The organism is Serratia sp. AR11, assembly GCF_056376275.1.
In genome coordinates, this window is the sequence record NZ_CM150739.1 from 2,949,568 (window position 1) to 2,970,276 (window position 20,709).

At 53.9% G+C, this 20,709-nt stretch carries 20 protein-coding genes; 7 read left to right on the forward strand and 13 right to left on the reverse strand.

From position 1 onward, the window contains the following. The first annotated feature begins 112 nt into the window (after positions 1 to 112). Together ttcA and ACSOSI_RS13910 are read left to right on the forward strand one after the other, a co-directional pair. On the forward strand, positions 113 to 1,045 hold the full coding sequence (gene ttcA / locus ACSOSI_RS13905) for a tRNA 2-thiocytidine(32) synthetase TtcA (protein ID WP_017892990.1): 933 nt from the start codon (positions 113 to 115) through the stop codon (positions 1,043 to 1,045). Positions 1,046 to 1,184: 139 nt separating this feature from the next. After that, complete coding sequence (locus ACSOSI_RS13910) at positions 1,185 to 1,583, forward strand: VOC family protein (protein ID WP_012145336.1); 399 nt, start codon at positions 1,185 to 1,187, stop codon at positions 1,581 to 1,583. Between the two features lie 216 nt (positions 1,584 to 1,799). Here the strand turns inward: ACSOSI_RS13910 and zntB are convergent, their stop codons facing one another. Next, positions 1,800 to 2,783 carry a zinc transporter ZntB gene (gene zntB, locus ACSOSI_RS13915; protein WP_476705636.1) on the reverse strand — a complete coding sequence of 328 codons (984 nt, stop codon included), beginning with the start codon at positions 2,781 to 2,783 and terminating at the stop codon, positions 1,800 to 1,802. 145 nt (positions 2,784 to 2,928) lie between these two features. Here zntB and ACSOSI_RS13920 point away from each other — a divergent pair, with 145 nt between their 5' ends. Further along, entirely contained in the window at positions 2,929 to 4,005 is a 1,077-nt protein-coding gene (locus tag ACSOSI_RS13920) for a hypothetical protein (RefSeq protein WP_476705637.1), read from the forward strand. A gap of 69 nt (positions 4,006 to 4,074) precedes the next feature. Here the strand turns inward: ACSOSI_RS13920 and ACSOSI_RS13925 are convergent, their stop codons facing one another. The 3 genes from ACSOSI_RS13925 to ACSOSI_RS13935 all read right to left on the reverse strand — a co-directional run bounded on the left by ACSOSI_RS13925 (position 4,075) and on the right by ACSOSI_RS13935 (position 7,244). Then, entirely contained in the window at positions 4,075 to 5,709 is a 1,635-nt protein-coding gene (locus tag ACSOSI_RS13925; protein WP_476705638.1) for a peptide ABC transporter substrate-binding protein, read from the reverse strand. A gap of 160 nt (positions 5,710 to 5,869) precedes the next feature. Beyond that, a complete protein-coding gene (locus ACSOSI_RS13930) occupies positions 5,870 to 6,220 on the reverse strand; it encodes a hypothetical protein (RefSeq protein WP_012145340.1) in 351 nt (116 codons plus the stop codon). Between the two features lie 73 nt (positions 6,221 to 6,293). After that, entirely contained in the window at positions 6,294 to 7,244 is a 951-nt protein-coding gene (locus ACSOSI_RS13935; RefSeq protein WP_476705639.1) for an NADP-dependent oxidoreductase, read from the reverse strand. Positions 7,245 to 7,454: 210 nt separating this feature from the next. Here ACSOSI_RS13935 and mpaA point away from each other — a divergent pair, with 210 nt between their 5' ends. Continuing rightward, positions 7,455 to 8,162: a murein tripeptide amidase MpaA gene (gene mpaA / locus ACSOSI_RS13940; protein WP_112362855.1), complete on the forward strand. Its 708-nt coding sequence runs from the start codon at positions 7,455 to 7,457 to the stop codon at positions 8,160 to 8,162. Positions 8,163 to 8,167: 5 nt separating this feature from the next. On the opposite strand, the gene ycjG is transcribed toward mpaA, so the two are convergent. Then, positions 8,168 to 9,139 carry an L-Ala-D/L-Glu epimerase gene (ycjG, locus tag ACSOSI_RS13945; RefSeq protein ID WP_261423421.1) on the reverse strand — a complete coding sequence of 324 codons (972 nt, stop codon included), beginning with the start codon at positions 9,137 to 9,139 and terminating at the stop codon, positions 8,168 to 8,170. A gap of 223 nt (positions 9,140 to 9,362) precedes the next feature. Here ycjG and tpx point away from each other — a divergent pair, with 223 nt between their 5' ends. Beyond that, positions 9,363 to 9,866, forward strand: a complete 504-nt coding sequence (tpx, locus tag ACSOSI_RS13950; RefSeq protein WP_261408909.1) for a thiol peroxidase — start codon at positions 9,363 to 9,365, stop codon at positions 9,864 to 9,866. 64 nt (positions 9,867 to 9,930) lie between these two features. Here the strand turns inward: tpx and tyrR are convergent, their stop codons facing one another. The 3 genes from tyrR to ACSOSI_RS13965 form a co-directional block, all read right to left on the reverse strand. After that, positions 9,931 to 11,502: a transcriptional regulator TyrR gene (tyrR, locus tag ACSOSI_RS13955; RefSeq protein ID WP_012145345.1), complete on the reverse strand. Its 1,572-nt coding sequence runs from the start codon at positions 11,500 to 11,502 to the stop codon at positions 9,931 to 9,933. Between the two features lie 330 nt (positions 11,503 to 11,832). Then, the gene (locus ACSOSI_RS13960; protein ID WP_012145346.1) at positions 11,833 to 12,894 is read right to left on the reverse strand and encodes a YcjF family protein; all 1,062 of its coding nucleotides are present in this window, start codon (positions 12,892 to 12,894) and stop codon (positions 11,833 to 11,835) included. Then, positions 12,891 to 14,288: a YcjX family GTP-binding protein gene (locus tag ACSOSI_RS13965; protein WP_017892998.1), complete on the reverse strand. Its 1,398-nt coding sequence runs from the start codon at positions 14,286 to 14,288 to the stop codon at positions 12,891 to 12,893. The genes ACSOSI_RS13960 and ACSOSI_RS13965 overlap by 4 nt, the downstream gene beginning before the upstream one ends. Positions 14,289 to 14,603: 315 nt before the next feature. Between ACSOSI_RS13965 and ACSOSI_RS13970 the strand changes: the two genes are divergently transcribed. Next, positions 14,604 to 16,451 carry a hypothetical protein gene (locus tag ACSOSI_RS13970; RefSeq protein ID WP_041418579.1) on the forward strand — a complete coding sequence of 616 codons (1,848 nt, stop codon included), beginning with the start codon at positions 14,604 to 14,606 and terminating at the stop codon, positions 16,449 to 16,451. Between the two features lie 13 nt (positions 16,452 to 16,464). Here the strand turns inward: ACSOSI_RS13970 and pspD are convergent, their stop codons facing one another. The 4 genes from pspD to pspA all read right to left on the reverse strand — a co-directional run bounded on the left by pspD (position 16,465) and on the right by pspA (position 18,133). Beyond that, the gene (pspD, locus tag ACSOSI_RS13975) at positions 16,465 to 16,728 is read right to left on the reverse strand and encodes a phage shock protein PspD (protein WP_476705640.1); all 264 of its coding nucleotides are present in this window, start codon (positions 16,726 to 16,728) and stop codon (positions 16,465 to 16,467) included. A gap of 95 nt (positions 16,729 to 16,823) precedes the next feature. Continuing rightward, a complete protein-coding gene (gene pspC, locus ACSOSI_RS13980) occupies positions 16,824 to 17,183 on the reverse strand; it encodes an envelope stress response membrane protein PspC (protein ID WP_012145350.1) in 360 nt (119 codons plus the stop codon). Further along, positions 17,183 to 17,410, reverse strand: a complete 228-nt coding sequence (pspB, locus tag ACSOSI_RS13985) for an envelope stress response membrane protein PspB (RefSeq protein ID WP_012145351.1) — start codon at positions 17,408 to 17,410, stop codon at positions 17,183 to 17,185. Before pspB ends, pspC begins: the two co-directional genes overlap by 1 nt. A 57-nt stretch (positions 17,411 to 17,467) precedes the next feature. Beyond that, positions 17,468 to 18,133 carry a phage shock protein PspA gene (gene pspA / locus ACSOSI_RS13990; protein WP_012145352.1) on the reverse strand — a complete coding sequence of 222 codons (666 nt, stop codon included), beginning with the start codon at positions 18,131 to 18,133 and terminating at the stop codon, positions 17,468 to 17,470. Between the two features lie 184 nt (positions 18,134 to 18,317). Here pspA and pspF point away from each other — a divergent pair, with 184 nt between their 5' ends. After that, entirely contained in the window at positions 18,318 to 19,325 is a 1,008-nt protein-coding gene (pspF, locus tag ACSOSI_RS13995) for a phage shock protein operon transcriptional activator (protein ID WP_012145353.1), read from the forward strand. A gap of 193 nt (positions 19,326 to 19,518) precedes the next feature. Here the strand turns inward: pspF and zigA are convergent, their stop codons facing one another. Continuing rightward, positions 19,519 to 20,706: a zinc metallochaperone GTPase ZigA gene (gene zigA / locus ACSOSI_RS14000; RefSeq protein ID WP_261423303.1), complete on the reverse strand. Its 1,188-nt coding sequence runs from the start codon at positions 20,704 to 20,706 to the stop codon at positions 19,519 to 19,521. Between the last annotated feature and the right edge of the window lie 3 nt (positions 20,707 to 20,709).

A 20,709-nucleotide genomic window follows, 5' to 3' on the forward strand; every position in this document is an offset into this window, starting at 1 on the left:
TTTGCTATCCGGAGCGGATGGATGAAATACCCAAGCAGCCCATAGAATGCTAAACTCGCTGCCTAAAACTTTATGCCCATAGTGCCCCCAATTGAGAACGAGCACGATTTAAATGTCAGAACAACAAACAGTTAGTCAAAAAGAGCAGTACAATCTGAACAAATTGCAAAAGCGCCTGCGTCGTAACGTGGGTCAGGCGATCGCCGATTTCAACATGATTGAGGAAGGCGACCGCATCATGGTTTGCCTGTCCGGCGGCAAAGACAGCTACACCATGCTGGAGATTTTGCGCAACCTGCAGCAAAGCGCCCCGGTCAATTTCTCACTGGTTGCGGTCAACCTCGATCAGAAACAACCCGGTTTCCCCGAGCATATTCTGCCGGCCTATCTGGAAAGCCTGGGGGTGGAATACCAGATTGTTGAGGAAAACACCTACAGCATCGTCAAGGACAAGATCCCTGAGGGCAAAACCACCTGCTCACTGTGTTCACGCCTGCGCCGCGGCATTCTTTACCGCACCGCTACCGAGCTGGGGGCCACCAAAATTGCCCTTGGCCACCACCGCGATGATATTCTGCAGACTCTGTTCCTCAACATGTTCTACGGCGGCAAGCTGAAAGGCATGCCACCCAAGCTGATGAGCGACGATGGCAAACACGTGGTCATTCGCCCGCTGGCTTACTGCCGTGAAAAAGACATCGAACGGTTCTCGGTCGCCAAAGGCTTCCCGATTATCCCGTGCAACCTGTGCGGCTCGCAGCCCAACCTGCAACGCCAGGTGATTGGCGACATGCTGCGCGACTGGGATAAACGTTATCCGGGCCGGCTGGAAACCATGTTCAGCGCGATGCAAAACGTAGTGCCTTCGCACCTGAGTGACTACAACCTTTTTGATTTCAAAGGGATTCACCACGGCAGCGAAGTGGTTGACGGTGGCGATCTGGCCTTTGACCGTGAAGATATTCCAATGCAGCCGATCGGCTGGCAGCCGGAAGATGCGGATGAAGCCGCCCCGGTACGTTTAGACGTACTCGAGATCAAGTAAGTCGTTATTCCGCCCGCACGCTGTGGGCGGAAATTTCCCTTCATCAGTTTTCGATCCCGCTCGCAATTTCAGCAGAATTCATCGGACAGTGCCGTTTTTATCCTATACTGTGTTTTTATACAGTCACTGGAGATTACCGATGAACATCACCCCTTGCTTGTCTCACGTTTCTCTCGGCAGCAATCATTTTGACGCCGCAGCCGACTTCTACGATCGCACTCTTGCCGCGCTAGGTTGCCGGCGGGTGTTGGAACACCCTGGCGCCATTGGCTATGGGCGTGACTATCCGGAGTTCTGGTTGCAGGTACCGATCGACGGTAAACCGGCCACTACCGGCAATGGCCTGCACGTGGGTTTTTTCGCCACCAGCAAACAGCAGGTCGATGATTTTTACCGCCAGGCGCTGCAGGCCGGTGCGACAGATGAAGGTGCCCCCGGCTCACGGCCACACTATGGCGAAGCCTATTACGGCTGCTTTGTTCGGGATCTGGACGGACATAAGATCGAGGCCAGTTTCTGGGATGAGAGTGCGGCCTGACGGGCAAATTGCAGACAAAAAAATGCCGGTGATTAAACCGGCATCGTATGAATCAATGTGCTATGCAGTAATTCTAAATATAAGAAAGTAAGACAATTATGGAGCACAACGCCCATCGCTTGACGTTGCATTCACCTGCGAGATAGATCATGCCCCATTTCCCTCCGGTAAAAGTTGATATCGCTCAATGTTAACCGGGTTATCAGCGTTTTTTGGCTACAGCCAGCGGCGTCGCTTCAGCCACCAGCCCAGGCCGAACACCAATCCGGTCAGCGTCAGGCAAAACGTAGCAAAACCCAAAGGGTTGCCGCCGCCTGGAATGCCGCCCAGGTTAACGCCGAACAACCCGGTCAAAAAGGTCGTCGGCAAAAACACCATCGCCAATAATGACATGGTGTAGGTTCGGCGGTTCATGGCATCAGCCATCACGGTGGTGATTTCATCAGAAAGGATCGCGGTACGGGCAATGCTGCCGTCCAAATCATCCAGGCCGCGCCCTAATCGATCGGCAATATCCTGCATGCGACGACGGTCGTCATCATTCATCCAGGGCAGACGATCGCTGGCCAGCCGGGAAAATACATCACGTTGCGGTGCCATATAGCGGCGCAGTACGATCAGCTGTTTGCGGATCAGCGCCAGTTGCCCGCGTTCGGGAACCTGTTGCTCCAACAGCGAATCTTCCAGATCGATGATCTTGTCATGCAGATCCTCGATAAACTCACTGGCGTGATCGGTCAGTGCATCCGATATTTCAACCAGCCAGTTGCCGCTGTTGGTCGGCCCGATGCCGCTTTGCAGATCGTTCACTACCTGGTCGATGGAAAAAACCTTGCGATGGCGGGTGGAAACGATCAGTTTATCCGTCATGTAGACGCGAATGGTCACCAACTGATCCGGCCGCGAATTGGCGTTAAAGTTAATGCTGCGCAGTGTAATCATGGTGCCATCGCCCACCTTACTGACGCGTGGCCGCGAACTCTCTCCTGACAGCGCCTCTCTGACCGCATCCGGCAGCAGTGGCGTGGTGGCCAGCCATTCGGCGCTGGCAGGGTGCGCATAATCGAGATGCAGCCAGCAAGGCTCATCGCAGGTGACTTTGTCATCGTAATCAATCGATGTTACACCACCCTTGCCATCGAGCTGGTAGGCATACACTGCGTCAGGAACCTGTAACTCGCGCCCCTCAATGACTTCCATTCCTCATCCCCTCTGCTTTTCAGTTATTCCAGAGTCTAGCGTTAATGGTAAGCGGATCAAAGATGAAGCCGTGCGAATACTGCACCTGGGAGGAGCTTATGCGCTAACATGGATAAATAACGCACCACGCGCGGCCGGGCACCTAATGAAATCCACTTCGACATTCTTGTTAGCCTCAGTTTTGGCGTTTGCTCCGGCGCCGTTTCATCCGCTGTTTGCCGCAGATAACTCACTCAACGCTATCGCGGACGCATATCGGGTCAAATTAGCTGACTCAGCGGGCGACCTGCCTTACTTCGTTGCGAAATATCATGGCCCCACACCACACAGCGCATTAATCGTACTGCACGGACACCCCAGAGATGCGGGGAAAACCCTGGCTGCGGCGCTGAAAGCCGCTCAACTGGCAACAAAAACCGACGACAGGCTGCTGGTTGCCCCGCTGTTTCCGGTTAGCGATGCGCAGGCCGCACGCTGTCACTCCCCCGGAGTGCCAGCCGCACAGGCAGGTGACGCACTCTGGAGCTGCAGTTCCTGGATCGAAGGGGATCTGGACAATCAGGGGAGTACCAGCTCATTTGCTGCGCTGGATAGTCTGGTTGCCGAGCTGAAAATAAAATGGCCAACGGTTCAGTCGGTGACCATCGCCGGCTTCTCTGCCGGGGCACAGTTTGTGCAGCACTATGTCGGGTTCGCCCATCCGCCGGCCGGCGTGAAGCTGCGTTACGTCATCGCCGCCCCCGGCAGTTGGCTCTATTTCGATAGCCGACGGCCGCAGCCGGTAAAAAATGATCGCCCTGCCGACTGGCGCGACTGTAACCAACAAGGCGACTGTAGCTTTGATTGGGTTGATAACAGGAACGATGTCTGCCCGAACGTCGATCGTTGGAAATACGGCATTGAAGCGGTTCCGGCCTTTCTCGACCAAAACAGCACATCGGTGCGCCAGCGCTATGCATCGGCGGATATCACCTATCTTGAAGGCGAGAAGGATACCGGCAGCGCACCCGGCACTTTCTACAAAATACTCGATAAATCTTGCGCAGCTCAGGCACAAGGCCCCTACCGACTACAGCGTGGCATCGCCTATGCCGCTTACGACCGGCGGTTTATTGCGCCGCACGCCAAACGTGATTTGCTGATCGTTCCCGACTGTGCCCACGATGTAGCCTGCGTATTTCCTTCGACGACAGGCCGTAGCGCATTGTTTGATGCCCCATAGTCCTGCCACCTAAGTAGAAACCCCGCTCTCGCGGGGTTTGATGGCAACACATGGGACTATCGCAATATATCAATGCTTCAAAATATACATCGTCTGGCTGTACGCCACGTCTTCCGGATTGGTGATCGGGTAGCCTTTCACCCAGGGTTTGATCAATCGGCCATTGGTATACTGATAAATTGGCGCGATCGGTGCCTGTTCGGCGATGATCTGCTCAAGTTTGTTGTAGTCAGTGGTCAAGGCTGCCGGACTGGTTTCTCGGCTGGCCTGCGCGAGCAGTTTGTCGTAATCCGCACTTTTGAATTTAGCGATATTTCCGCTGTGGGTTGAGCTTAACAGCGACAGGAAGGTCGAGGCTTCATTGTAATCGCCGACCCACGAAGCGCGCACCACGTCGAAATTGCCGGTGTTACGGCTATCGATATAGGTTTTCCATTCCTGATTTTGCAGCTTGACGTCAATACCGAGCGTTTTCTTCCACATTGAAGCCACGGCAATCGCAATTTTCTGATGGCTTTCCGAAGTGTTGTACAACAGCGTCAGTTTCAGCGGATTGTTCGGGCCATAACCTGCCGCCTGCATCAACGCCTTGGCCTGGGCGTCCAGTTCGGCCTGTGGTTGCTGTTGCAACAGGCTCACTTCCGGCTTAAACCCGGCGGTGACATCCGGGGTGAAGTGGTAAGCCGGTTTTTCACCGGTCCCCAACACTTTTTCGGCGATAATCTTGCGATCGATAGCGTAAGACAATGCCTTGCGCACCCGCACATCGTTAGTCGGCGCGCGTTGGGTATTAAAAGCATAATAATAGGTGCCGAGCTGATCCGGGGTATAGACCTGGTTTGGGATGTCTTTCAGCAGTTTTTGGTACATGTTTTTCGGGAAGGACTCGGTGATATCAATATCGCCGGCCAGATAACGCTTGGTGGCGTTGGATTCCTGGTTAATCGGCACAAAGGTCACTTTGGTCAACACCGTATGCGCATGATCCCAATAGTGATCGTTTGGCGTCAGTACCAGTTTCTCGTTAACTACCCGTTCCTGCAGTTTAAACGCGCCGTTACCGACCAGGTTGCCGACCTTGGTCCAGTCGTTGCCAAATTTCTCTACCACCGCCTTGTTGACCGGGAACAGGCTGAAGTTGGCCGTCAGGCTGACAAAATACGGCACCGGTTTGTTCAACTGCACTTTGAAGGTGTAATCATCCAGCGCGGTGACGCCCAGCTTATCGGCAGGCAGCTTGCCGGTAATGATCTCATCGGCGTTTTGGATGCCGGCCAACTGGGCAAACCAGGCAAAAGGTGACAAGTTCTTCGGCTCAACCAGCCGCTGCCAACTGTAAACGAAGTCTTTCGCCGTGACAGGGTCACCGTTAGACCAGCGCGCATCTTTACGCAGGGTGAAAATATAGGTTTGGTTATCGGTGGTTTGCCAGCGGGTTGCGACGCCGGGGATCACCTTGCCGTTGGCATCCTGGTTCACCAGCCCTTCAAACAGATCGCGCGCCAATTGTGCTTCCGGCAGGCCAACCGCTTTAATGGGATCGAGTGAGGCCGGCTCATCTTTGATATGGCGAACTATTTCCTGTTTCTCCGCCAGCGTAGTACCTGGGGGAACTTGAGCCGCCATGGCGCTGCTCACCCCTGCGCCAATCGCCACGGCACACAGCGCCAAACGAAAACCCTGTTGAATTTTTTTTCTCGTCATTCTGATTCATCCCCCGTTAACCATCTGAATTTTTTATCTTATAGCACAAGATTAGTCTCACCTAGAGTTCCCGGCGGACAAGATGTAAAAACTGGGGGCCAGGCAATAAAAATGCCCGCACGACGGTGTCGATACGGGCATTTTCTGTTAGTCGGCTTTATTAGTCGTAAAGGTGAATGCTATTGATGCGGTAGCTGAATTCTTCACCCTCTTCTTCATCAAAAATGGTGAAGAAGCCTTTCTCGGCCAATGGCTTGGCATGAATATCGGTTTTTTGCATCTGGCGCGACTCGGCATCGTCAAAACCATAGTCGAGATAGAAGCTGTTTTTCTGGTAATCGACGTGCAGAGTAAACGGATAGTTGGACTCATCGCCACGCCCGTCGTCGTTCTTCACCACGCCAAACCATTCACCCTGACGGATCTGGTTTTCCTCGTCCACGCCGCACAGCAGCGTGATGGTATCCTTATCATTTTCGCTATAGCTGGCAACTATTCTGGCTACTGGCATGTTAAATCCCCTGTTTGGTTAGCTTTGCCGATAGTATAACAACAGCGAAATAGCTGGCGTGGTTTTATTGGCTTCACCAATCAATGTTCAGCACGGTTTTGCCGCGTGAGCCACCGGCTTTGCTCTCCGCCAGCATTTCCGGTGCCTGTTTAATCGATACCAGACGTTCCACCGGCACCTGCAGCTCACCGCGCGCGACGCTCTGTAACAGTTGCTCCAGCTCATCCGCACTGATTTGCGCCTCAATATTGCCGCCACGCAGACCTTGTTGCTGCATCTGCTCCGGAGCTGCCGACCAAATGGTGCTCAGCGCCACGCCGCCCTTACGCAGAATAACCAGTAAGGCGCTGAATGCTTCGGCATTGCTGACCAGATCGATCATGCCGTCAATGCCCTGCGGGTATAGTTGTTGAACCTGCTGCAGCACGGGTGCCCGGTGATGATCAATCACCTTCTCAGCCCCCAGCTCACGCAATGCGGCCTCGGCATCAGCCCCGCCGGTAGCAATTACCTTCAGCCCCTGACGTTTGGCCAGTTGAATAACGAAACGCCCAACGCCGCCGGTTGCGCCCACCACCAGCAGAGTCGCACCCGCGCTCAGTTGCAGTTTCTCAACCAGTTTCAGCGCGGTACCGGCCGCAATCGGCATGGCCGCCGCCTTGGTCAAACTCACCTCATCAGGTACTCGCGCCAGTACCGCTTTTTGGTCAATCACCGCATACTGGGCGTAGCTACCGGCGCCGACAACGCCGAACATAAACTTGCCGGCCACCCGTTCATTGACGCTGAATCCGCTGACATCATCGGCGACTGCCTCCACCACGCCCGCACCGTCGGTACCGATCACCAAAGGGAAAACGTGTGGCAATTTCCCCTGCAGCATGCCGTCGGCTATCCGCCAGTCAACCGGGTTTAGCCCGGCAGCGACCATTTTAACCAGGATCTGGCCGGGTTGTAGTGAGGGTTTGGCGATCTCTACCTGTTCTGGCGTAGCACCGAGTTGTTTGACTGCAATCGCTTTCATGAAGAGCTCCAGTTTATCTGTTCACAATAGGAGCCAGTGTAGCGAACCCAAGATCGTCTGCCAGTCATCAATAATTGGAATCACTGTTCAGAATTTTATGACAATCAATTTTGTCACTGGGTGAGAAATTGCTCTGGGAAAGTTAAGCGAAAGCGTAATACACTGAATAAAATGATAATCACTCTCGACCTTTAAATCAGGGACTACATCATGACCCAGCATCGACCGCGCAGTGAACGTGGCCAATTGGCCGTTGCAGGAGAGAATTACGGCAGTTCGCTGTTGGGTGCACCACTGCTCTATTTCCCGGCGGCCGTCAGCGGCCCGCAAACCGGGCTGATTATTGCCGGTACCCACGGTGATGAGAGCGCCGCTATCGTTACCCTGTCCTGCGCATTACGCAGCATTGCACCAAACCAGTTGCGTCACCATGTAGTACTGGCGGTCAATCCCGACGGTTGCCAACTCGGGCTGCGCGCCAACGCTAACGGGGTTGATTTGAACCGTAACTTCCCGGCGGCCAATTGGCGATCCGGGGATACGGTTTATCGTTGGAACAGCGCGGCGGAAGCGCGGGATGTAAAACTCTCAACCGGCGGCCGCCCAGGTTCCGAACCGGAAACCCAGGGGCTGTGCCATCTGATCCATCGGTTGAAGCCGCACTGGGTGGTGTCGTTCCACGAGCCATTGGCCTGTATTGAAGATCCGGCCAGTTCCCAGCTCGGCGTCTGGCTTTCGCATAAGTTTGCCCTGCCGCTGGTCACCAGCGTCGGTTACGAGACGCCGGGATCATTCGGCAGCTGGTGCGCCGATTTGTCACTGCCTTGCATTACTGCGGAATTCCCGCCGATCTCGGCCGATGCGGCCAGCGAAAACTACCTCAACGCAATGGTAGAATTGCTGACTTACCCGGGCTAAACCGGCTATGGGGCGAGATTAATCGCCCCACATTCAAAATCCAACCCCGGTTCAACGTCATTAGCCAGCCAGGTCGGGCCGTCCAAATCGACGAATCGCGCGCCCGGTGCCAGCGGCAATGCGGCATTGATCGCCCGCGAAGTGCACAACATGCAACCGAGCATAATAGCGAACCCTTGTTGCCGCGCTTCCTGCGCCAGTGCCAGCCCTTCGGTCAGGCCGCCGGTTTTATCCAGCTTGATATTGACCATTTGATAACGGCCAACCAGCTTGGGTAAATCACCGCGGGTGTGGCAGCTTTCATCGGCGCAAATTGGCAACGGGTGGATAAAGTTTTCCAGTGCGCTGTCATCCGTTGCCGGCAGGGGTTGCTCCAGCATCGCCACGCCCAGATCCGCTAACAGTTGGCAGCGCGCCGCCAGCCCTTCCGCCTGCCAGGACTCATTGGCATCGACAATCAACGTGGCATCCGGCACCGCCGCACGGATCGCCACCAGCCGTTCGCTGATCAGATGATTGTCCAGTTTGATTTTCAGCAAGCGTGCCCCTTGCTGTTCAAGTTCGCGTGCGGCGAAGGCCATGGCTTCCGGCGAACCTATGCTGACGGTTTGCGCCATCAGAATGCGTTCTGGCTCGGCAACAGCGCTACGCTGCCAGCGGCTCTGACCGCTCAGTTGACACTCCAAATCCCACAAGGCGGAATCCACCGCATTACGTGCCGCGCCGGCCGGCATTAGCTGCTGCAGTTGCTCGCGCGTCACGCCCCGTTCGACCGCCGTAGCCACTTCGGCCAGCCGTTCCATCACCGAAGCCTCACTTTCACCGTAACGCGGATAAGGAGTGCATTCACCAATCCCCCGCACGCCCTGCTGCTCAATTTCGACCACCACTACTTTGGCTTCGGTGCGGCTGCCACGGGCAATAACAAAGGCGGTATGCAACGGCCAGGCTTCTGGGTAAAAACGCATGCTTCTCATAACGGCTCCTGAACGGAAATTGCGTATAAAATCGGGCGAACGCGCGGGTGCTTTTTTGGACACACTCTAATATATACAACTATTTAGCAAACTTTATCTATCCAACCCACAATTGTTGACATAAACTGATGCCAGGGTGTGAACCTAATGTTAAAAGCGGCCAAAAAGCCATTTTATTAGGTTCATGCCCTTTGTATAAACACCTGTAAAAGGAATCAAGCTAATGACTCAGACAGTACATTTTCAAGGCAACCCGGTTAGCGTTGCAGGCCACCTGCCACAAACCGGCGAACAAGCCAAAGCCTTCTCACTGGTTGCCAAAGACTTGTCGGACGTGGCGCTGAGCAGCTTCGCGGGTAAACGCAAAGTTCTGAACATTTTCCCAAGTATTGATACCGGCGTTTGCGCAACTTCGGTTCGTACATTCAACCAGTTGGCCAGCGGCCTGGATAACACCGTGGTGCTGTGCATCTCGGCCGACCTGCCGTTCGCCCAGTCACGTTTCTGCGGTGCAGAAGGCCTGAACAACGTAGTCACCCTGTCCACGCTGCGTGGCGCAGAATTCAAACAGGCTTACGGCGTTGAAATCGCTGAAGGCCCGCTGGCAGGCCTGACCGCACGTGCGGTTGTGGTATTGGATGGCCAGGACAACGTGCTGTACAGCGAGCTGGTGAATGAAATTACCACCGAGCCGAACTACGATGCGGCGCTGGCTGCATTGAAGTAATGCCAGAAGGCCGACGATTGCCGGCCTCTAAACGTTGAAACGGGCGCTTATGGCGCCCGTTTTTTTATTCTTCGTTTTCCCCGGAAGGCTTACGGCTGCTGAGCCCATATTCGCGCAACTTATTGGCGATCGCGGTATGTGAAACCCCCAGGCGTTTCGCCAGTTTTCTGGTACTCGGGTAAGTACGGTACAAACGGGTCAGCACCGAACGTTCGAAACGCTTGCTGATATCATCAAGCGAGCCGTCCATCACCTCATCGCCCAGCGACATTTCAACCTCGAACTCCGGCAGTACAATGTCCTGCGGACGAAGTTCGAAACCTTCGGTTTGCGTCAACGCCCGGTAAATGGCGTTTTTTAACTGTCGCACGTTGCCCGGCCAGCCATATTTGCTGAGGAAACTGCCCAGATCGCCCGCCAGCTTCGGCCGCGCCACACCCTGCTCATCGGCAAAACGCGCCACAAACAGTTCAGTCAGCGGCATGATGTCCTGTGGACGCTCACGCAACGGGGGAATGGTGATGGTCAACACGTTAAGTCGATAATAGAGATCCTCACGGAACTCACCACGCTGCACCAGTTCGGTCAGGTTTTTCTGCGTCGCGCAAATTACCCGCACATCTACATGGACTTCGTGTTCTTCACCCACGCGGCGGAAAGTGCCATCGTTAATGAAACGCAGCAGTTTGGTCTGCATGCGCGGCGACATCTCACCGATTTCATCCAGCAGCACCGAGCCACCGTGCGCCTGTTCAAAGAAGCCCTTCTTGCCTTCCAGCGCATTCGGGTAAGCCCCCGGCGCATGGCCGAACAGCTCGCTTTCCGCTACGTCATCCGGCAGTGCGGCGCAATTGAGCGCCAGGAACGGCTGCTTGCCACGCGGGCTGCGCAAATGGCAGGCCCGGGCCAGAATATCTTTGCCGGTGCCGGTATCGCCCACAATCAACAGTGGCGCATCCAGCATCGCCAACTTGCGCGCCTGCTCCAGCACCTGGCGCATTTTCGGACTGGCGGCAACGATATGATCAAACTCGGTATCGTCGTTCACCGACAGATTCTGTAACTGACGCCCCATACGGGCCGTGGACTTCAGCATCACTACCGCGCCAACGGCGGCATTCTGCTGGTTTTCGTCCTCCAGGTAGATTGGCGTGATATCCATCAGGAAGTCCTGACTGCGGATCACCACCCGCTCAGATTGTGGCGCCGTCTGTTCGCTCTCGAGCCAACGGTTGAAGTTATAACCGCCAATCAATGCGGTGGCCGTCTGGTTGCGAATTTTGTCTTCGCTAAGCCCGAACAGCGCCTGCGCTGCCGGATTGGCCAGTTCAACTTTGCCTTTCATATCGATCGAGAATACCGGCTCAGGCATCGACTCCAACAACGCACGCAGTGCGCGGTGTTCGCGTTCAGACGGCATGAAATTCACGGTGCGAACATCGGTCACGCCGGCAATGCGGCGGATTTCCACCATCAGCGCGCGGAAGGTGTCAAAATCCAGTTGGGAAAAATTGAGGTAAATGCGGCCGATGGGATCGATTTCGATGCCACGTAAATCTATGCTGCGCAATACCAAAAGATCGAGTAACTCTCGAGTCAGACCGATCCGGTCTTCGCAAAAAACCTCCAAACGCATCAGTATTGGCCTTATCTCTGCAGGTGCGGGGATGACTGAAGATGATGATACTCTCTCACCCCGAGCGGTAGAAGCAATCTGTCAGCAAAAGTTGACAGAACTCTGATTTATCGTTGTTGTTGATGATTTTAAACGCAAGTGAATAACACCATCGGCGTCATTTTAGCTTATCAGCAGAGAGTTATCACAACCGCCAGTAAATTTGCAGATAAATATAATGCATTTACAGGGGGATCGTCTTTCGTCAAGCGCGGGTTACGTATTGGCGTTAGCGGGGAAAATCATTGCGGTAAAAATAACCACGGCGCCTGAATAGACGCCGTGGGCAGATTATTTGGCCTTGTTGTCGCTCTTTTTCATGGTGTCTTTCAACTGGCCAATCAGTTGGCTGCGGAAATCACCCAGCTTCGGTTTTTCCCCTTCCAGCCAGGGCAACGGACGACAAAGCTCCATCGCCTTGATACCGAGCCTGGCCGTCAGCAAACCGGCACCGATGCCCTGCGCCGCTCGGGCGGACAATCGGGCGGCCAGGTCTTGCGACATCCAGTCCATTCCCACTTCGCGTACCAGCTCGGACGCGCCGGCAAAGGCAATATTCAACAGCACCAGACGGAACAAGCGCAGACGACTGAAGTAACCCAGCTCGATGCCATACAGCGCGGCGATACGGTTAATCAGCCGAATATTACGCCAGGCGATAAACGCCATATCCACCACCGCCAACGGGCTGACGGCAATCATTAAGGTGGACTCCGCCGCCGAACGGCTGATTTCACGCCGCGCCTGATTATCCAACACCGGTTGCACCAGCTTGGCGTACAGCGCTACCACTTCGCGATCGTTCTGAGTTTCATGCAGTGAAGCCTGCCAGCGTTGCAACGCCGGATGCCCCTGATCCAGGCCAGCCTGACGCGCCAGTTTTTCGCAGAATTCACGCCCTTTGCCCAATCCGTGGCTGTGCAACAGTTCACGTGCCACATCTCGTTCTTCTGCACGCTGGCGCAGACGGTATAGCCTGCGCCATTCGGTCACCACCGAACCTACCCCGGCGAAGACAATCAACCCACCTGCCACGCCACCGCCCATGGCGATCCAATCTTGCTGCACCCAGGCGGTATGCACCCACTGCACGCCCTGCGCCACCACGCTGACGCCGAACAACGTCAGCCCGGCGGTAACCATTTTGCGCCACAGGCTGCGTTTGGGTTTCAAGGCTGCGTTGATAATGCCTTCGGCACGCCCCTCTTCCTCTTCCTGCTGCAGCTCCGGCGCCGCCGGGAAAAAGTGCTCAGCCTGCTGTTCGTCGAAAGCAACGTTGGCACGCAGCACCGGCTCCTGCGGTGGCTCCAACGGCTGTTCGAAATCGATACGCGGTTTTATCGGCTCGCTCATCGCAATTTATCTCCCAGTAAAAACTCCATCACCGCGTCCAGGCGGATATGTGGCAACGGACTGTCCACACTCATCGCTCGTGGCCGGAACTCATCAAAATGGAAGCCCTGATTCTGCCAGAACGCCGGCCCAGGCAAACGTGCTGGCACTTCGCCGGGGAACACCGTCAACGGTGCGCCGTCGTTCAGGCGATTGCCTTTCAGCGCCGGGATGCGCTGCCCCTGATGGTCAACGATGCCGCTTTCGGTCGCCTGCACCGAGGCCAGCCCGACGCAGTCCATGCTGATGCCCTCAAACGCCGCGTTCTGCCAGGCTTCCTGCACCAGCTGCTGCAACAACGACACCAAATTGGCGTGCTGATCGGCGGTGATGTGATCGGCCTTGGTAGCGGCAAACATCAGTTTATCGATGGTCGGTGAGAATAAACGGCGGAACAGCGTGCGCTTGCCATAGTGGAAACTCTGCATCAGTTGGGTCAGCGCCAGCCGCATGTCATTGAACGCCTGCGGGCCGCTATTGAGTGGCTGCAGGCAATCCACCAGCACAATCTGGCGATCGAAACGGACAAAATGCTCTTTATAAAAGTTTTTGACGATGGTCTGGCAGTAATAGTTGAAACGCGCACGCAGCATGCCGATGTTGCTGTGTTTATCCGCCTGCGCCAGCTTTGACTCGCCAAGGCTGTCGACGTTTGGCCACGGGAAAAACTGCAATGCCGGCGCACCGGCCAGATCGCCCGGCAACACAAAGCGACCCGGCTGAATAAAATGCAGCCCTTCACTTTTGCAGCGCAACAGATAATCGGTATAGGCCTGGGCGATGGCCGCCAGCTTGTTTTCATCGGCGGGTGCCAGCGGATCGCAGCTTTTGCACAGTTCCAGCCAGGGCCTGGCCCATTCGGCGCGATCGCCCTGCAGCAAGCCGGCCATTTGCCGCGACCAGGCCAGATAGTCCTGTTCCAGCATCGGCAAGTCCAACAACCATTCGCCGGGATAATCGACAATCTCCAGATACAGCGTTGAAGTGTCTTTGAAATGACGCAGCAATGAATCATTGGAGCGATAACGCAACGCCAGGCGAATTTCGCTGACGCCACGCGTCGGGGTCGGCCAGCTCGGCGGAGTGCCATAAAGCTGTGCCAGCCCTTCATCATAGGTAAAACGCTGAATACCGAGGTCGCGTTGCGGAATGCGCTTCACGCCCAGCAGGCGTTCTTCGCGCACCGGCGAGAACAGCGGCATGCGGGCACCGCTGTGAACATGCAGCAATTGATTGACGAAAGCGGTGATAAAGGCGGTTTTGCCGCTGCGGCTCAGGCCGGTCACCGCCAGACGCAGGTGGCGATCCATCCCGCGGTTGACCAGCGACGTTAACTCATTTTGCAGTCGTTTCATTTTACGTGAAATTACTTCCTTTTATCATAAAAAACAGACAATTAAACAAAAATCATCATTTTTTGGCACCTATGCTCATTATTATAGTCATAAGCGAAGCTGTTTTATGCATGGATACGTGTTTTGACATCATCACCGCCCCTTAACTTTCATTCATTGTGTGGTATATAGCCAAACGTTCTAATGTCGCATCCTATATAAAATCAAGATAGCATTATCTTTCTGGGATTAATCCCAATAATTAACCATTAATCCATGCAAGGTTTAGTGTCGAAAGTACTATTTCATGAAATTTAATGTTACCCGGAGTTAACTATGATCGCAATTAATTTAGAACAAAACATTCCCACAGTAAGTGTTATGGGAGACTTAAGAGTCACCTCACCTGAATATGATGGACAACGTATATTTTTAACCGAATATTATGCAGGAAAAGGTAAAGGTGGTGGGATGTTTACAGGTCATCTCAACATTCCCAACGCAATAGATGATGGCGGATATTCCACTATTAAAGTCGGTCAGACAACAGCTGTGTGGCGTCGAAACGATCTGACACAACTCTCTTTATACGATGGAGGTTGTGACCCAACTCTTAACGATAACAGCACGTTTATTCAAAACATTTCATTGATACAAGGCGATCGTTCAGTAAAAATTCCAAGTGGTTACTGGAATATTGCAAAACCAATTATCTTCCCGGCCAACAGAGGGATCGCACTCTATGGCGAGAGCAGTTTTAACGGGCGAGCAGTGTTAACCTATTCAGGACCGGATTTAGCTGATATTTCAGACATTAGTGGAATAATCACCGTTACTGCTAACCAAGGTGAAATGACCTACAGCGGCATTAATTTCAGAAACTTTCAAATTCGTGGAAATCATAAAGTTATTAGTGGATTAAGTATCAAGTATGCCGGTTATGTGCAAGTACAGAATGTAAGCATCCTCTACTGCAAAGGTGCCGGACTCTATCTAGATAAGGTTCAGGACAGTTACTTTAAATTCCTGGAGGTTCAGGGTTGCGGCAGAACATCAGGTGACTATGACAGTTACACTGACATCACAAATAATGGAAAAATGCTCCTTGCCCCAATTCACTTAACTTCAACCATCAAAGATGACGAATGTAATATGTTGCGCTTTGAAAACTGTCAATGGGAAGCAAACTTAATAAGCCCGACAATTTACGTTCATGGAGGGATTGGTCTTTGGTTCAGAAACTTGCATATGGAACATCGTACCGGCCCATTAAAGAAATTGATTGGCGACAATCCCAATGCCAGTTGCCTACTGTATATGAACAACTCAGGTGAGGTTTATCTAAATGAAATTCAGGCATCTGAAGTAAAACATCTAGTTTATAGTACAGGATATGGTGTTTTATATGCTACCAACATTAACCGAGGAGGGGATGTTACACATGCAGCATCAGGCAAACAGTTCAATATTTTCATGAATGGGTGTTGGTTGCAGGACATGAATTTTTCACCCAGCGTAAAAGCCATGATCAGCAATTGCCGGTTGGCAAATCTAAAGTGGAATTACCCCTCTTATGCTGGCACTATTTCTGACACTCAATTTTCCGGCAAACTTGCTATTACTGAAGACGGCGCCAATACCCGAATCGATCTGGTCGACTGTCAGTATGGCAGCGTAAGCTGCAACACCAGTAATCTACGCTTTCTTGGCGGCCGCTGTTTGGGTGATTTTCGCTACGTATCGCGGTCTGGAGCAGGTTCAGTCATCGATGTCGATGTTGAAGGCGCCACTACAATAAGCACGAGCTACGGTAGTTCATATCAGCCAGGTAGATCCAACTATACTGTGGCTCGCGTTGCGGATGGTCCAAAAGAGCTAGGCGGTATCATGCGCCCTGTCGGCTCCGAATGGTTCAATACGACGGTAAACGGGAACCAAGAAGGTGCTATTTACAGCTGGGTGAAAACAGCGGCAGGCTGGCGACCTAATAGCCGCATCAGCCGCTTTGGTACCAATTTATCGTCAATGACATTTTCTCAGCTGCCTGCTGCGAACGTCTGCAAAGGAACCGTTATTTATTGCACCGATACTGCAGCCTCTCCTGCAGCTCAGGCCATCATCAGCGATGGCTCAGACTGGGTCTATTTGGCAGCCCCGGGGACGAAAGCGACCACCGCCAATTAGAATTTATGCCGCCCTACTGGGGCGGTATTTTTTCACCTGCGGCATAACGCCCAAATACCTTGTTCAGCCCTTTGCGGAACAGCGGTTCCAGCACCAGCGCCAGGACAAAGCGAATCGGTTTGCGGCCTACGGTGCGCAGCAGCCAGCTGGCTGCCCCTGCCGGGCCGTAATTGAGTAACGCTATGATGATGACTTTAGACAATGTCTTCAACATTGCACCTGCTCCTTGTTTAAATCCACCGGATTTAACGGCGTTTACGGCATAGGTTTTTTTCATTAGCAATGCCCTCCGGCACAGTTTGGTTCAAAAGGATGATGTCAGGTGCGATGCCTGACCTGCGCCGTGCGCAGGCCATTGCGCGCAAGGCGGGGTTATAACTTGCGGAAGCGACTCTGTACGCCGAAGGTGTCCGACGTGACATAACGCTCAACCTGTCGCAGTTGCTGTTCGCCGCTGCCCAGTTCGTACTCTAATTGGTCGAGCAACTGGCGCGGTGTTTTTTGCTGCTCGCCCTCAAAACGGCTGGCCGGTGCTTCGTCCAGCACGAATACCAGCGCGAAATAAGCGATCAGGGTGAAGAAGAACAGCCCGAAGAACATCGACAACACCACGATCACTCGGATCAGGCGTACCGGCACGTCAAAATAATGGGCCAGACCGGCGCAGACGCCCTTCAGCATGCCTTCTTCAGGAACGCGATAAAGCTTTTTACTGCCCAGAGTGTTGTTCATCAAGACTGTCTCCAGTTCGGGTGTTCTGCATCAAGGATCTCTTCCAGCGCCTGAATGCGTTCACGCATGCGCTTGGCATCTTCAGCCAACTGCGCCAGTCGCTGCATCTCCTGATGGCTCAGTTGAATGCCGTTTTGTTGCCGATTGCTGTAATGCAGCCAAAGCCAAATCGGTGCGACAAACAACACAAAGATTGTCAACGGAATGGCAAGTAATAGAGCACTCATTTCTTTTCCTTCTTAATGCGTCTTGGTGGGCGGCCACACACCGTGGCCGCTGTTGCCTTACTCAGTGCGGTTCATTTTGGCTTTCAGCGCTGCCAGTTGCTCACTGATGGCGTCGTCGGCTTTCAGCTCGGCAAACTCTTGATCCAGAGACTTCTTTTTACCGATGATGACGCTTTCCGCCTCGGCTTCCATATGGTCGATACGGCGTTCGAACTGCTCGAAACGAGCCATCGCCTCGTCCAGTTTGCCGCTGTCGAGCTGACGACGCACGTCACGGGAAGACGACGCCGCCTGGTGACGCAAGGTCAACGCCTGCTGGCGAGCGCGGGTTTCGGTCAGCTTGTTTTCCAGCTCGCCGATTTCGCTTTTCATACGCGCCAGCGTTTCTTCTACGGTGGACACTTCATGCGTCAGCGTGGTGATCAGGTCGGCCACTTTCTGTTTTTCGATCAGTGCCGCACGGGCCAGATCTTCTTTCTCTTTACGCAGTGCCAGTTCGGCTTTGTCCTGCCAATCGCTAAGCTGGTTTTCACCCTGCTCGATGCGACGCAGTAACTGTTTTTTCTCCGCCAGCGCACGCGCTGAGGTGGAGCGAACTTCAACCAGCGTGTCTTCCATTTCCTGGATCATCAAACGCACCAGCTTTTGCGGATCTTCCGCCTTATCCAGCAGCGTATTGATGTTGGCGTTCACGATGTCGGCAAAACGAGAAAAAATACCCATAATTCACTTCCTCTTGGTTCTGATGGCGTCTGAAGCGCCGTGTTGGGTCATACAGATTTCCCTAATACCTAATCAAAACCCGTGCCAACTTTTATTTCATTGAATAATAACGATTATATATTTTTGACTCTCTGTGAGCATACTGTAGAGTGATTATTTTCACCAAACATTGGCGAATTTCATCATGAGCGAACAGTTAGAAAACCTGTTGGGCGAAGCGAATGCCTTTGTCGAAGTATTGGAGCAAGTCTCGCAACTGGCAAAGTTGAACAAACCGGTGTTGGTGATCGGTGAGCGCGGCACCGGTAAAGAACTGATTGCCCACCGGTTGCATTACCTGTCCAACCGTTGGCAGGGGCCGTTTATCTCGCTTAACTGCGCGGCCCTGAATGAAAACCTGCTGGACTCCGAGCTGTTCGGTCACGAGGCCGGGGCCTTTACCGGCGCGCAAAAGCGCCATCTGGGCCGCTTTGAACGTGCCGACGGCGGCACGCTGTTTCTCGACGAACTGGCCACCGCCCCGATGCTGGTGCAGGAAAAATTGCTGCGGGTGATTGAATACGGCCATCTGGAGCGCGTCGGCGGCAGCCAGCCGTTGCAGGTCGATGTGCGGTTGGTGTGTGCCACCAACGACGATCTGCCGGCACTGGCGGCGGCGGGCAAATTCCGCGCCGACCTGCTGGATCGGCTGGCATTCGACGTAGTGCAGTTACCGCCGCTGCGCCAGCGGCAGCAAGACATCATGTTGCTGGCCGAGCACTTTGCGATTCAGATGTGCCGTGAGCTGTCGCTGACACTGTTCCCTGGCTTTACCGAACGTGCCAGAGACACCCTGCTCGGCTATCACTGGCCGGGCAACGTGCGTGAACTTAAAAACGTGGTGGAACGTTCGATGTATCGGCATGGTACCAGCGACAGCGCGTTGGATCAGATAGTCATCAACCCCTTCGCCCAACGGGAAACTATGCCGCTGCCCATGGCGCGCGAAACGCCAACTGAGCGGCCAGTCCTGCCGCTGGATTTGAAAGCCTGGCAGTTGGCGCAGGAAAAATCGCTAATCGAAGCCGCACTTCAACAGGGAAGATTTAATCAGCGTAAGGCGGCGGAGCTGCTGGGGCTGACCTATCACCAATTACGTGGCATGTTGAAAAAGCACGCGCTGTTGCAAAATGGCGAGGCAGAAGAAGAATAACAGGCAAAAAAAAAGCCAGCACCCGAGCTGGCTTAAAAAACACTGGAAGCAATGTGAGCAATGTCGTGCCTTTCACAGCAGAGCCACAAACCGTGGCCTTCCGTGAACTGCCAGGCGATGATAATAGTTATCAGTATCACCTGTAAAGCACTTTGTTGAGAATTTTTCTCATTACCACACTGTCATTGTGCAATTACCACTCAGGAAAGGGATCGGCCATCTCATGCCAGTAGTCTACCCCGGCAGCCATTTCCTCATCACTTAGCAGGCAGGCATCCAGCAAACGCGTTATTTCAGCCTGCGGCAGGTTCTGCCCGATAAACACCAGTTCCTGGCGCATATCGCCAAAGGGCTCCACCCACTTCTCCATAATCTGTGCCTGGGTCTCTTCATCCTGCGGCCAGTTATCCTGCGCGATAGCGCGCCAGAAAGTCCCGGCCAACCCATAATGGGCGATGCCGCCGGCCTGGCTCCACTGCCCGGCCTGACGCGGACGCGTCGCCAACCAGTAGAACCCTTTGGAACGCAACAGTTTGCCACCGCCCCAGTCACCGTTGATCACCCGATAGAATTTATCCGGTGCAAAAGGTCGACGCGCCCGATAAACAAAACTGCTGATGCCATAGTTCTCCGTTTCAGGCAGGTGCTCACCGCGCAGCTCCTTAAGCCAGCCGGGAGCCCGCTGCGCTTTGTCAAAGCTGAAGCTGCCGGTGTTTAATACCGCCTCCAGCGGCAGTTTGCCGGGAGAGATAGCGATGATTTTGGCATCCGGGTTCAGGCTTGCGAGCAGCGCCATCACTTCTCCCTGTTGTTCCGGAGTCAGCAAGTCGGTTTTACTCACCAGCATCACGTCGCAGAACTCAATCTGTTCGATCAACAGATCGGCCACGCTACGCAAATCATCCTCGCCCAAACTTTGACCGGCTTCCTGCAGCGTTTGCGCCTGCTGGTACTGTTGGATAAAGTTAACCCCATCAACCACGGTGACCAGGGTATCGAGGCGGGCGAAGTGCGACAGGCTTTCACCCTGCTCGTCCTCAAAGGTGAAGGTTTCTGCCACCGGTAAAGGTTCGGAGATACCGCTGGACTCGATCAGCAGATAATCAAAGCGGCCGGCCTGCGCCAGTTCGCGCACCGAAATCAACAGGTCTTCACGCAGCGTGCAGCAGATGCAGCCATTGCTCATCTCCACCAGCTTTTCCTGTTGTCGGTCGAGCTGGACTTCGTTCTCGACCAGCGCAGCGTCGATGTTCACTTCACTCATGTCGTTGACTATCACCGCCACACGCATGCCCTGACGATTATTCAGAATATGGTTCAGCACCGTGGTTTTACCGGCGCCGAGAAAGCCGGAAAGTACGGTTACAGGTAATGGATTCATGGG

Bases quoted from the DNA above. Each gene is read 5' to 3' on its own strand.
- ttcA (WP_017892990.1), top strand. From the start codon at position 113: ATGTCAGAACAACAAACAGTTAGTCAAAAAGAGCAGTACAATCTGAAC.
- ACSOSI_RS13910 (WP_012145336.1), top strand. From the start codon at position 1,185: ATGAACATCACCCCTTGCTTGTCTCACGTTTCTCTCGGCAGCAATCAT.
- zntB (WP_476705636.1), bottom strand. From the start codon at position 2,783: ATGGAAGTCATTGAGGGGCGCGAGTTACAGGTTCCTGACGCAGTGTAT.
- ACSOSI_RS13920 (WP_476705637.1), top strand. From the start codon at position 2,929: ATGAAATCCACTTCGACATTCTTGTTAGCCTCAGTTTTGGCGTTTGCT.
- ACSOSI_RS13925 (WP_476705638.1), bottom strand. From the start codon at position 5,709: ATGACGAGAAAAAAAATTCAACAGGGTTTTCGTTTGGCGCTGTGTGCC.
- ACSOSI_RS13930 (WP_012145340.1), bottom strand. From the start codon at position 6,220: ATGCCAGTAGCCAGAATAGTTGCCAGCTATAGCGAAAATGATAAGGAT.
- ACSOSI_RS13935 (WP_476705639.1), bottom strand. From the start codon at position 7,244: ATGAAAGCGATTGCAGTCAAACAACTCGGTGCTACGCCAGAACAGGTA.
- mpaA (WP_112362855.1), top strand. From the start codon at position 7,455: ATGACCCAGCATCGACCGCGCAGTGAACGTGGCCAATTGGCCGTTGCA.
- ycjG (WP_261423421.1), bottom strand. From the start codon at position 9,139: ATGAGAAGCATGCGTTTTTACCCAGAAGCCTGGCCGTTGCATACCGCC.
- tpx (WP_261408909.1), top strand. From the start codon at position 9,363: ATGACTCAGACAGTACATTTTCAAGGCAACCCGGTTAGCGTTGCAGGC.
- tyrR (WP_012145345.1), bottom strand. From the start codon at position 11,502: ATGCGTTTGGAGGTTTTTTGCGAAGACCGGATCGGTCTGACTCGAGAG.
- ACSOSI_RS13960 (WP_012145346.1), bottom strand. From the start codon at position 12,894: ATGAGCGAGCCGATAAAACCGCGTATCGATTTCGAACAGCCGTTGGAG.
- ACSOSI_RS13965 (WP_017892998.1), bottom strand. From the start codon at position 14,288: ATGAAACGACTGCAAAATGAGTTAACGTCGCTGGTCAACCGCGGGATG.
- ACSOSI_RS13970 (WP_041418579.1), top strand. From the start codon at position 14,604: ATGATCGCAATTAATTTAGAACAAAACATTCCCACAGTAAGTGTTATG.
- pspD (WP_476705640.1), bottom strand. From the start codon at position 16,728: ATGAAAAAAACCTATGCCGTAAACGCCGTTAAATCCGGTGGATTTAAA.
- pspC (WP_012145350.1), bottom strand. From the start codon at position 17,183: ATGAACAACACTCTGGGCAGTAAAAAGCTTTATCGCGTTCCTGAAGAA.
- pspB (WP_012145351.1), bottom strand. From the start codon at position 17,410: ATGAGTGCTCTATTACTTGCCATTCCGTTGACAATCTTTGTGTTGTTT.
- pspA (WP_012145352.1), bottom strand. From the start codon at position 18,133: ATGGGTATTTTTTCTCGTTTTGCCGACATCGTGAACGCCAACATCAAT.
- pspF (WP_012145353.1), top strand. From the start codon at position 18,318: ATGAGCGAACAGTTAGAAAACCTGTTGGGCGAAGCGAATGCCTTTGTC.
- zigA (WP_261423303.1), bottom strand. From the start codon at position 20,706: ATGAATCCATTACCTGTAACCGTACTTTCCGGCTTTCTCGGCGCCGGT.